We start from the raw sequence: 11055 nt of genomic DNA, 5'->3' as shown, positions 1-11055 counted from the left end.
GTTCACCAGCGGCCCTTGCTGGCGGTCGGTGTCGAGCAGCGCGGCGCTCAACACCGCCGTGGCCATGCCGGTGGCGAAACCTTGAAGCACACGGGCGCTGATCAGCCACGCGACGCTGTCGGCGTTGATAAACAGCAGCATCGCCAGCATGTTGAGCAACACAGCGGTGAAAATCACCGGTTTGCGTCCCAGGTGATCCGAGAGCGAACCGACGGTCAGCAACGCCGCCAGCAGACTCAAGGCATAGACGCCGAAAATCAGCGTCAGGGTTGCCGCCGAAAATTGCAGCTGTTGCTGATACAAGTGATACAACGGCGTCGGCGCCGTGGACGCGGCGAGAAAACTCAGTAACGTGACCGCCAGAAACCACAGGCTGACACGGTTTGATGTTAGATGAGACATGGGCACACTCCGCAAAAGCTAAGTATTTGCTTTTGCGGAGTGTGCTACTGGCTAGCGCTTAAAGCAAATTCTTTGTGTTAAGGTCCGCCCTATGGCTATTAAAGAAGGTTTACGCCCCGGCGGCCGCAGTGCCCGGGTGCAAGAGTCGGTGCATTCGGCAGTCCGTGCGCTCCTTGAAGAACAGGACCGAGCGACCGTGACCGTGCCGCAAATCGCCACGCGCGCGGGGGTGACGCCGTCGACGATTTATCGGCGCTGGGGGGATTTGTCGGCATTGCTCGCCGACGTCGCCCTCGCGCGCATGCGCCCCGACACCGAGCCCGCCGACACCGGCAGCCTGCGCGGTGATTTGCGCGCGTGGGCCGAGCAATACCTCGACGAGATGAGCTCCGAGCCCGGCCGCCAGATGCTGCGCGACGTGCAATGCAGCGCCACGCCGGGGTTCTGCGCGACGATCATTGGCGGGCAATTGCAGACGATTCTGGATCGGTATCCTGACCAACCATTGCCGAGCATAGACCGGCTGATCAACCTGCTGGCGGCGCCGACAGTGTTCAGCATTCTGTTTTCGACGGCGGCGCTGGAGGTTGGGGAATTGCATCGGTTGGTTGAGATGGCGTTGAGTCAGTGAGGCCGTCATCGCGAGCAAGCTCGCTCCCACAGTGATTTGCGGCGAACCACTGTTCTGTGTCCAACCACGATCCCCTGTGGGAGCGAGCTTGCCCGCGATGAGGCCGTCAGCCCCCCGAAAAACTGCCTGCGACACCCCGCCACGCCACGACCTTGGTCGACACTGACTATCCGCAGCCGTCGTGCGAGACTGTCGGACCGGGCGCGAACCCGGATGTCTTTTGTCTGGAGTTTCCATGTCGCTGTCCAGCGGGCTGATCGCCGCCGTTGCCCTGGCCTATATGGCCATCATGTTCGCCATCGCCTTCTACGGCGACCGCCGCAGCACTCCGTTGCCGCCGCGCGTGCGTGCGTGGGTGTACAGCCTGTCGCTGGCCGTTTATTGCACCAGTTGGACCTTCTTCGGCGCGGTCGGCCAGGCCGCGGAACAGCTCTGGTCATTCCTGCCGATCTACCTCGGGCCAATCCTGCTGCTGGTGTGCGCGCCGTGGGTCCTGCAAAAAATGGTGATGATCAGCAAACAGGAGAACATCACCTCCATCGCCGACTTCATTGCCGCGCGTTACGGCAAATCGCAATCGCTGGCCGTGGTGGTCGCGTTGATCTGCCTGGTCGGCGTGCTGCCCTACATCGCCCTGCAACTCAAAGGCATCGTCCTCGGCGTCAACCTGCTGATCGGCGCCGGCCCCGACGCCATGGGCACGCGCGCGCAGGACACGGCGCTGATCGTCTCGCTGGTGCTGGCGCTGTTCACCATCGTCTTCGGCACGCGCAACCTCGACGCCACCGAACACCACCGTGGCATGGTGCTGGCAATTGCCTTCGAATCGCTGGTCAAGCTGTTCGCTTTCCTCGCGGTCGGCGCCTTCGTCACCTACGGTTTGTACGACGGTTTTGATGACCTGTTCGACCAGGCAATGCTCGCCCCGCGCCTCGAACAGTATTGGAAAGAAACCATCAATTGGCCGTCGATGGTGGTGCAAACCGGCGTCGCGATGATGGCGATCATCTGCCTGCCGCGTCAGTTTCACGTGACCGTGGTGGAGAACATCGAACCTCAGGATCTGCGTCTGGCGAAATGGGTGTTCCCGGCCTACCTGGCGTTGGCCGCGTTGTTTGTAGTCCCGATCGCTTTGGCCGGTCAGATGTTGCTGCCAAGTTCGGTACTGCCGGACTCCTTCGTGATCAGCCTGCCACTGGCTCAGGCCCATCCGGCACTGGCGCTGCTGGCATTTATCGGCGGCGCTTCGGCGGCCACCGGCATGGTGATTGTTGCCAGTGTGGCGCTGTCGACCATGGTTTCCAACGACATGCTATTGCCGTGGTTGCTGCGCCGAAACAACGCCGAGCGGCCGTTCGAAGTGTTCCGCCAATGGATGCTGTCGGTGCGGCGCGTGAGCATTGTGGTGATTTTGCTGCTGGCCTATGTCAGCTATCGCCTGCTCGGCTCGACCGCCAGCCTCGCCACTATCGGCCAGATTGCTTTCGCCGCCGTGACCCAACTGGCGCCGGCGATGCTCGGCGCGCTGTACTGGAAACAGGCTAACCGTCGCGGCGTGTTTGCCGGCCTCGCTGCCGGCACATTCCTGTGGTTTTACACGCTGATCCTGCCGATTGCCGCGCACAGCCTCGGCTTGTCGCTGAGCAGTTTTCCGGGGTTGGCGTGGCTGCACAGCAACCCGCTGAACCTGCCCCTGACGCCGCTGACCCAAGGCGTGGTGTTGTCCCTGGCGGCCAACTTCACGCTGTTTGCCTGGGTCTCGGTGCTATCGCGCACACGGGTTTCGGAACACTGGCAGGCGGGGCGTTTCATCGGTCAGGAAATCAGCGCCCGACCGAGCGCACGCTCGATGCTCGCGGTGCAAATTGACGATCTGCTGCAACTCGCCGCCCGTTTTGTCGGCGAAGAACGCGCCCGGCAGAGTTTTATCCGTTTCGCCTACCGCCAGGGCAAAGGCTTCAACCCGAACCAGAACGCCGACGGTGAATGGATCGCCCATACCGAACGTTTGCTCGCCGGTGTGCTTGGCGCTTCTTCGACGCGTGCGGTGGTTAAAGCCGCCATCGAAGGTCGGGAAATGCAGCTTGAGGACGTAGTCCGTATCGCTGACGAGGCGTCAGAAGTTTTGCAGTTCAACCGCGCGCTGCTGCAAGGTGCAATCGAGAACATCACCCAAGGCATCAGCGTGGTCGACCAGTCGTTGAAACTGGTGGCCTGGAACCGGCGCTATCTGGAATTGTTCAATTACCCGGACGGTTTGATCAGTGTTGGCCGGCCGATTGCCGACATCATTCGGCACAACGCCGAGCGCGGTTTGTGTGGCCCCGGTGAAGCGGAAGTGCACGTTGCGCGCCGTTTGCACTGGATGCGTCAGGGCCGCGCGCACACTTCCGAGCGTTTGTTTCCGAATGGCCGGGTGATCGAGTTGATCGGCAACCCGATGCCCGGCGGCGGTTTTGTCATGAGTTTCACCGACATCACCGCGTTCCGCGAAGCCGAGCAGGCGCTGACCGAGGCCAACGAAGGGCTGGAGCAACGGGTCACCGCGCGCACCCACGAACTGTCGCAACTCAACGTCGCGCTGACCGAGGCCAAAGGCACCGCCGAGTCGGCCAACCAGTCGAAAACCCGTTTTCTCGCGGCGGTCAGCCATGACTTGATGCAGCCGTTGAACGCCGCACGTTTGTTCTCCGCCGCGCTGACGCATCAGGACGATGGCTTGTCGGCCGAGGCGCAGAAATTGATCCAGCATCTGGACACGTCGTTGCGTTCGGCCGAGGACTTGATCAGCGATTTGCTGGATATTTCGCGTCTGGAGAACGGCAAGATCAACCCTGATCCGAAGCCGTTCGTGCTCAACGAGCTGTTCGATATCCTCGGCGCCGAGTTCAAGGTTTTGGCCGACGAACAGGGGATCAAATTCCGCCTGCGCGGCAGTACGTTGCGCATCGACAGCGACATCAAACTGCTGCGGCGCATTCTGCAGAACTTCCTCACCAACGCGTTCCGCTATGCCAAAGGCCCGGTGTTGCTCGGGGTTCGGCGGCGCAAAGGTGAGTTGTGCCTGGAAGTCTGGGACCGTGGCCCGGGGATTCCGGAAGATAAGCAGCAAGTGATTTTCGAAGAATTCAAACGCCTCGACAGCCACCAGACCCGCGCCGAGAAAGGCCTGGGGCTGGGCCTGGCGATTGCCGACGGTTTATGCCGCGTGCTCGGGCACCGTTTGCGCGTGCGTTCGTGGCCGGGGCGCGGCAGTGTGTTCAGCGTCAGCGTGCCGCTGGCCCGCGCGCAGGTGGCGCTGCCGCACAACGTTACTGAGCTCAATGGCAAACTGCCGACGGGCGCGAAGGTGTTGTGTGTCGATAACGAGGACAGCATTTTGATCGGCATGAACAGCCTGCTGACGCGCTGGGGTTGCCAGGTCTGGACTGCGCGCAATCGCGAGGAATGCGCAACCTTGCTTGGCGACGGCATGCGTCCGCAATTGGCGCTGGTGGATTATCACTTGGACGATGGCGAAACCGGCACCGAGCTGATGGCGTGGCTGCGCACCCGCCTCGGCGAGCCGGTGCCCGGCGTGGTCATCAGTGCCGACGGCCGCCCGGAAACGGTCGCGCAAGTCCACGCGGCAGGCCTGGATTACCTGGCGAAACCCGTGAAACCGGCGGCGCTGCGGGCGCTGTTGAGTCGGCATTTGCCGCTGTAAATTCTCGAAACCGGTGCTAAACCCGTGGCGAGGGGGCTTGCCCCCGTTGGGACGCGCAGCGGCCCCGTCTTGCGCAGTGACACACGATTTTACGGCTGCTGCGCAACCGAACGGGGGCAAGCCCCCTCGCCACGGGGATCGTTTTAATTTGGGTGTCGGCGTTGACGTCTTTCTCTACTCGGGCAATTCGGCGAGGCCGTCGACGTCGGTCATTGCCCGTTCCAGCAGGTCCGCCGGCAGGCTTTTGCTGGCGCGGGCGCCGAGCAGTTTCAGTTGTTCGCTGCGGCTGACGAGGTTGCCGCGGCCTTCTGTCAGCTTGTTGCGCGCTGAGCTGTAGGCTTTGTCCAGCTGTTGCAAGCGATTGCCGACTTCATCCAGATCCTGAATAAACAGCACAAATTTGTCGTACAGCCACCCCGCCCGCTCGGCGATTTCCCGGGCGTTCTGGCTCTGCCGTTCCTGCTTCCACAAACTGTCGATCACCCGCAACGTTGCCAGCAGCGTGGTCGGGCTGACGATCACGATATTGCGGTCGAACGCGTCCTGGAACAGCGTCGGCTCAGCTTGCAGCGCGGCGGAAAACGCCGCTTCGATCGGCACGAACAGCAGCACAAAATCCAGGCTGTGGATGCCATCGAGTCGCTTGTAATCCTTGCCGGACAAGCCTTTGACGTGATTGCGCAGCGACAGCACGTGCTGCTTGATCGCAATCTGGCCGATCGCGTCGTCCTCCGCCGACACGTACTGCTGATACGCCGTCAGGCTGACCTTGGAATCGACCACCACTTGCTTGTCGCCGGGCAGGTAAATGATCACGTCCGGCTGGAACCGCTCGCCGTCCGGGCCTTTCAGATTGACCTGCGTCTGGTACTCGCGGCCCTTCTCCAGGCCGGCGTGTTCTAGCACGCGCTCCAGAATCAACTCGCCCCAGTTGCCTTGGGTTTTCTGCCCTTTCAACGCGCGGGTAAGGTTGGTCGCTTCGTCGCTCAAACGCAGGTTCAATTGCTGCAAACGCTCCAGTTCCTTGGCCAGGGAAAACCGCTCCCGCGCCTCGGATTGATAGCTTTCTTCCACACGTTTTTCGAAGGACTGAATGCGTTCCTTCAACGGATCGAGCAATTGCCCGAGGCGCTGTTGGCTGGTTTCGGCAAAACGCTGTTCGCGCTCATCGAAGATCTTGCCCGCCAGCTCGGCGAACTGCGCACGCAACTCATCGCGTGAGCCCTGAAGGTCGCTGAGGCGCTGCTGATGGCTTTCCTGCTGTTCGCGCAGTTCGGCGTTGAGCGAAGCGGTTTGCGCGTCGAGGCGCCGTAACTCAGCTTCTTTGCTGGCGCGCTCGATGTTCCAGGCGTGGGCGGCGTCGCGCGCGTCGTCGCGCTCGATTTGCAGCAATTCGACTTCGCGGCGCACAGCGGCGAGGTCAGCCTGCTTGGCGGCATTGGCTTGGCTCAAGTCGCCGATTTCGTCGCGACAGGCATCGAGCTGAGCGTTCAAACCGTCCTGCGCCAGTTGCGCCATGGTCAGCCGCTCTTCCAGCAGCGCCATGCCGGCCTGCCCCGCGCTCGCCCGGCGCTGGATGTGCCAGGCCAGCGCCAGCAATGGCAATGCCGCGCCCGCCAGACCAAGCAAAAGGCTGGTCAAGTCCATAGCCATAGAGATTCCTGCCGATGTGTTGAAGCCAGAAGGTTAACCAAGGCATCAGGTCTTGCACAGCCTGGTTTTAGACAGCTTGTTTTAGACAGCTCGGTTTTGCACGACCTGGTTTTGCACAACCAGGCTTTGCACGTCTCAGTCTTCGAGCAGGCCCAGTTCGCGCAAGGCGCGGCGGTCACCGGCACGCGCGGCTTGGCGCAGCAGGTCGTGGCCGATGCGGCGGTCGCGGGCGTTGCCGCACTCGCGGCACATCAATTGGCCGAGCCGACTTTGCGCAGCCACCACGCCTTCGCGCGCCGGTTGCTTGAGCAAACGTCCGGCAAAGTGTTTGACGTTGAGGTTTTCGCCCAGGCGCGGGCTGTCGAGCAGCCACTCGGCCACACGCATGGAAAAACGTTTTGGCGGGGTAACACCGGGTGGTGTTGCGGTAACAGGATCTGATACTGAGCGAAACTTCATAAAGCACTGTGGGGCAGAACGGAAGGCGCGCCACTCTACTCTTTTTTTCCCACAGGTAAAGTCGAAAAAAACCCGGCACGCCCGTCCTAGAGCAAGCGCTCGGGACAATCCACAGAAGCTGTGGATAACTCAGTGGACAACCCGCCTGGAACTCTTCAAAACCCTTGTGGAATGGGGCTCGCAGTCAAACTGACGATTTTTTCACCAGTAAAAAAAAGCGATGTTTTTCATTGACTTAAATTTTCATTGCAGGCACCCACTGTCGTTCGATCCGATGTGACAGTGGCGTTACAGCCCGCGCAACTAATGTGCACAAGTACCTTCGACACGGTTATATCCACGCGGTTTTTTGTAGCCAAGGTTGGGGATAAGCCTTGGCCAACCCACGCCGGAGCCGCCCCGAAGCGACGACCAACGGTAATCCACGGCCAACCCATAACCCTGTAGCAGCTGGCGAAGCCTGCGTTCGGCTGCGCAGCAGTCGCCGAATTGAGCGCCGCAGTAGATCAGGGTTACCGCGTTGGCAGGTTTTACGACTGCTGCGCAGCCGAACGCAGGCTTCGCCAGCTGCTACAAGGGGTGGTGTTTTGTGTGGGCGAGAAAGTTTTTTTGCTATCACACTTCCTTTCTCGAATTCAATCCGTTAGTATCCGCGGCGTTAGTACCAAGCTGAAAGTCAATTCTGGTCGAACAAATCCTCCCGGTAGCCTTCGTTGAGAAGCCTCCACCGACAAAGCAGGATCGACCACCTCGATGGTTTCCAGGTAATACTTGCTCCAACACAGCCTTTGAAATGAAAGCAAAGGGTGTTGCCAAGCTCACTTACTCTGACCGAACCAGCCTGCAAATTGATCAGGATCTTCACCCCGGGCCACGAACCTTTGCCCTTGATGTGTTGCCTGCCCTCCTAAGTACCTACCTGCCAGCCCAAGCGCGCCAAATTTTTTAGCGCTTCAAACTGGCTGCTTTGTTCCAGTCGGGTTCTTCGTTCGACCAATGGTGGTCGTCGTCACTGGAACGTTTTAATTTTGCACGGCTCTTATCCGTGTCGCTTGTAGGAACACCTAATAATGTCTGCTCAAATCCATACTCAGGATGCCATTCGCACCCTAACCAACGCTTTTGCACCAATGAACTGCCTGATCATGGCCGCTCGCAAAGGCTGCTTCAGCTTCACTCTGGTCAACGAACACGGCATCGCTCGTCACAGCGAACGCCTGTACCCCGATCAATACTCCAGCGCTGAACCGCTGCAGGCCGTGATCGATCGTACTCGCCAGGCACTGGTTGCCTGAGACGCCAGAACGGCTGAAAAGAGCAAAAGCCCTGCCCTAAAAGCAGGGCTTTTTATTGCCTGATATTTCTCTTTTCGCCCCTCGCGCTTAAGCACTAACCGATATAACGGTTATAACTGCCAGCCGGAAATATTTTAAAAACAGACCTTTACAGCGCGAATATGACACTACACTTCAACTCAAGCGGGGTGATCCGCTTCCGGCGAGCCTGAGTCGATCCACCGCTGCCAAGGCCCTTTCAGGTATCGCCGCCCATTTCCTGCTTCAAGGGCTTTGCTTCGAGGGCTTTATGGGTATCGCTGCCAGCGAACTGTGCCGCTATGTGATCCGCCCGACCTTGATTTATCTCGGGCGCCACAGCGCAACTGCCGAATCCCTGCTGCTGGGCATCGCCGCCAGTCAGTCAGCCCTTGGCTCAGCCCTGCACGACCGCCGTGGCCATGGCTTGTACCGGATCGCCGAGATCCGCCACCGGGCACTTTGGGATCATTACCTGGCGCTCGACCCTGAACGCGCGAGCCTGGTTCGAGGCCTCGCCAGCCAGCACGCATTTCTCAGCAGCCCGCACCTGGAACTGACCGTCAACCTGCGTTACGCCACCGCCATCGCCTGGCTGCTGGTCGAACAACAGAACACTCCCCTCCCCGATCCCGATGATGTGCTGGGCATGGCGCGAATCTGGCGCCAGACGTTTCAGCCTCAGGGACGCCTGCGCGACTTCACCTGCGCCTGGCAAACCTGTGTTTCATCGCCGAATCAGGTCGCTTGCTGACCCACCGGTTTCGAAAGATCCCGTAACGGGTCGCGATTCTGGTCGGATTGTCCTACAAAACCGCTCTAACTCAAGGCATACGGACTATAGCGCTGGGACGAAAATGTTGGTAATTTTCGCCCCGGTGATCACCAGGAGTTCTAATAATGAAAAAAGTAATGCTCAAAACCACCCTTAGCCTCGCCGTTACCTTGGCATCCACCCAGATCTTCGCAGCTGGCTTTGCCATCAACGAACAAAGTATCAGCGGGATGGGTACAGGTTTTGCCGGGCGATCTTCCTCTGCCGATGACGCAAGCACAATTTTTGGCAACCCTGCCGGCATGTCGCGCATCAAGCGTGAACAAGTCACCGGCGGTGCTGCAATGCTCGACGCACACACCGATATCAGCAATGCCGACTCTGCGCCAAACAACGGCAGCAGCCACGGCAACATGGTTCCGTTCATTGCCGTGCCCATGGGCTACTACGTCAAGCCTATCGATGATCACTGGGCAGTTGGTATTGGCATGTACGCGCCGTTCGGTCTGGTGACCGACTACGAAAACGGCTTTGCCGGCCGTTACTTCGGCAGCACCAGCGACGTTAAAGTCGTGACCCTGCAACCGACCATCAGCTACGCCTTCAACGACAAGGTGTCGATCGGTTTTGGTCCGACCATCAACCGCATCGACGGCAAGCTGGAATCGAACCTGTCAATTACCCAGGCAGCGCCGGACGGCAAGGTCAAGATCAAGGGTGACGACACCGCGCTGGGCTACAACATCGGCCTGTTGGTGCAAGCCACCGACAGCACCCGCGTCGGCCTGACTTATCACTCGAAAGTGAAGTACAAGCTCGAAGGCAACACCAAGGTCAACTACGGCGTGCTGGGCCTGATCGGCCAGAACCCGAACCAGAAGTTCGACGCCTCGCTGGACCTGACGACGCCTGAATCGGTGGACTTCTCGGTCACTCACGAGCTCGACGACAAGTGGACCCTGTACGCAGGCAGCACCTGGACTCGCTGGAGCCGTCTGAAAGAAATCACCGTGGAAAACAAAGGTGTTCCGGCGGTCCTCAACGGTCAGTTCGGCAACATCACCGAAGACCAGAACTGGCACGACACCTGGGCGCACGCCATCGGCGCTTCGTACCAGTTGAACAAGCAATGGGTGCTGCGTACCGGCCTGTCCTTTGACCAGGCACCGACAAACAACGTCGACCGTTCCCCACGCATTCCGACTGGCGATCGCAAGATCTTCAGTCTCGGCGCCGGCTGGAGCCCAACCGACGACCTGACCATCGACGTTGCCTATTCGTACCTGCGCGAAGAGTCGGTCAAGGTCAACAACAGCAACGACCGTGGCCAGAGCTACAACGCCAAGTATCAAAACTGGGCGAACGGTTTCGGGGTCGGCGCAACCTACCGCTTCTGATGATTCACGGCGAGCCTGAACCACTCGCCAGCAACACCCAAAAAGCCCCGCACTCTTGTTCAGAGGCGGGGCTTTTTAGTGGGCGTCATTCAGGTTTCGAGGCCAGGGCTTGCTCGACCGCTTCGAGGAATTGCGGGTCGTCGGGTTTGGTCAGGCTGGAGAAATCGGCAATCACCTTGCCTTGGCGATCGACCACGTACTTGTAGAAATTCCACTTCGGCGCGCTGCTCTGCTCGGCGAGGTTTTTGAACAGGTGGGTGGCGTCGTCGCCGCGGACTTTCTGCGGCTCGGTCATGGTGAAGGTCACGCCGTAATTGACGTAGCAGACCTTGGCGGTTTCTTCGCCGTCCTTGGACTCTTGCTTGAAGTCATTCGACGGCACGCCGATCACTTCCAGACCCTGGCCCTTGTAGCGCTGATAAAGCGCTTCGAGGCCTTTGAACTGCGGGGCGAAACCGCAGAAGCTCGCGGTGTTGACCACCACCAGCGGCTTGCCGGCGAAGCGCTGGCACAGGTCGATGGACTCCTTGGCGCGCAATTTCGGCAATGAGCCTTGCAACAGGTCCGGGCACTCGGCCGCCTGCGTCGCGGCGGCGAATGTCATCAGCAACGCGGGGACTGCAAGCCAGCGTTTGAGCATGTCAGGGCATCCTTGAGAGGTCGTCAGCCAACAAGCTACTCGCCCTCGCAGCCGCCTAGCAAGCACCCATGCCCAATTG

General features: G+C 59.9%; 9 protein-coding genes. 5 read left to right on the top strand and 4 right to left on the bottom strand.

Going from position 1 to position 11055, the window contains the following annotated elements; all coding sequences use genetic code 11:
* Positions 1-402, bottom strand: a 402-nt coding sequence (locus BI292_RS05400; protein WP_157831212.1) for an MFS transporter, incomplete at its 3' end; no start/stop codon positions are given.
* Between the two features lie 91 nt (positions 403-493).
* Between BI292_RS05400 and BI292_RS05395 the strand changes: the two genes are divergently transcribed.
* Positions 494-1033, top strand: a complete 540-nt coding sequence (locus BI292_RS05395) for a TetR/AcrR family transcriptional regulator (protein ID WP_101207234.1) — start codon at positions 494-496, stop codon at positions 1031-1033.
* Between the two features lie 235 nt (positions 1034-1268).
* Positions 1269-4739: a PAS domain-containing hybrid sensor histidine kinase/response regulator gene (locus tag BI292_RS05390; protein WP_101207233.1), complete on the top strand. Its 3471-nt coding sequence runs from the start codon at positions 1269-1271 to the stop codon at positions 4737-4739.
* A gap of 174 nt (positions 4740-4913) precedes the next feature.
* Here the strand turns inward: BI292_RS05390 and rmuC are convergent, their stop codons facing one another.
* Both rmuC and BI292_RS05380 read right to left on the bottom strand, forming a co-directional pair.
* Entirely contained in the window at positions 4914-6278 is a 1365-nt protein-coding gene (rmuC, locus tag BI292_RS05385) for a DNA recombination protein RmuC (protein ID WP_178076533.1), read from the bottom strand.
* 249 nt (positions 6279-6527) lie between these two features.
* A complete protein-coding gene (locus tag BI292_RS05380) occupies positions 6528-6851 on the bottom strand; it encodes a hypothetical protein (RefSeq protein ID WP_092271245.1) in 324 nt (107 codons plus the stop codon).
* A 1070-nt stretch (positions 6852-7921) separates the two neighbouring features.
* Between BI292_RS05380 and BI292_RS05370 the strand changes: the two genes are divergently transcribed.
* The 3 genes from BI292_RS05370 to BI292_RS05360 all read left to right on the top strand — a co-directional run bounded on the left by BI292_RS05370 (position 7922) and on the right by BI292_RS05360 (position 10336).
* Complete coding sequence (locus BI292_RS05370) at positions 7922-8146, top strand: hypothetical protein (RefSeq protein WP_092271247.1); 225 nt, start codon at positions 7922-7924, stop codon at positions 8144-8146.
* A gap of 289 nt (positions 8147-8435) precedes the next feature.
* The gene (locus BI292_RS05365) at positions 8436-8918 is read left to right on the top strand and encodes a hypothetical protein (RefSeq protein WP_101207231.1); all 483 of its coding nucleotides are present in this window, start codon (positions 8436-8438) and stop codon (positions 8916-8918) included.
* A 146-nt stretch (positions 8919-9064) separates the two neighbouring features.
* Positions 9065-10336 carry an OmpP1/FadL family transporter gene (locus tag BI292_RS05360; protein ID WP_092271252.1) on the top strand — a complete coding sequence of 424 codons (1272 nt, stop codon included), beginning with the start codon at positions 9065-9067 and terminating at the stop codon, positions 10334-10336.
* An 85-nt stretch (positions 10337-10421) separates the two neighbouring features.
* On the opposite strand, the gene BI292_RS05355 is transcribed toward BI292_RS05360, so the two are convergent.
* On the bottom strand, positions 10422-10976 hold the full coding sequence (locus BI292_RS05355) for a glutathione peroxidase (protein ID WP_092271254.1): 555 nt from the start codon (positions 10974-10976) through the stop codon (positions 10422-10424).
* Between the last annotated feature and the right edge of the window lie 79 nt (positions 10977-11055).

Origin of the sequence: Pseudomonas sp. 43NM1, assembly GCF_002836905.1 — a bacterium.
GTDB classification, from domain to species: Bacteria; Pseudomonadota; Gammaproteobacteria; order Pseudomonadales; family Pseudomonadaceae; genus Aquipseudomonas; species Aquipseudomonas prosekii.
This window is presented reverse-complemented; position numbering and strand designations above follow the sequence as displayed.

What these genes read in the sequence shown, in the direction of transcription:
- BI292_RS05395 (WP_101207234.1), top strand. Translation starts at nt 494, where the DNA reads ATGGCTATTAAAGAAGGTTTACGCCCCGGCGGCCGCAGTGCCCGGGTG.
- BI292_RS05390 (WP_101207233.1), top strand. Translation starts at nt 1,269, where the DNA reads ATGTCGCTGTCCAGCGGGCTGATCGCCGCCGTTGCCCTGGCCTATATG.
- BI292_RS05380 (WP_092271245.1), bottom strand. Translation starts at nt 6,851, where the DNA reads ATGAAGTTTCGCTCAGTATCAGATCCTGTTACCGCAACACCACCCGGT.
- BI292_RS05370 (WP_092271247.1), top strand. Translation starts at nt 7,922, where the DNA reads ATGTCTGCTCAAATCCATACTCAGGATGCCATTCGCACCCTAACCAAC.
- BI292_RS05365 (WP_101207231.1), top strand. Translation starts at nt 8,436, where the DNA reads ATGGGTATCGCTGCCAGCGAACTGTGCCGCTATGTGATCCGCCCGACC.
- BI292_RS05360 (WP_092271252.1), top strand. Translation starts at nt 9,065, where the DNA reads ATGAAAAAAGTAATGCTCAAAACCACCCTTAGCCTCGCCGTTACCTTG.
- BI292_RS05355 (WP_092271254.1), bottom strand. Translation starts at nt 10,976, where the DNA reads ATGCTCAAACGCTGGCTTGCAGTCCCCGCGTTGCTGATGACATTCGCC.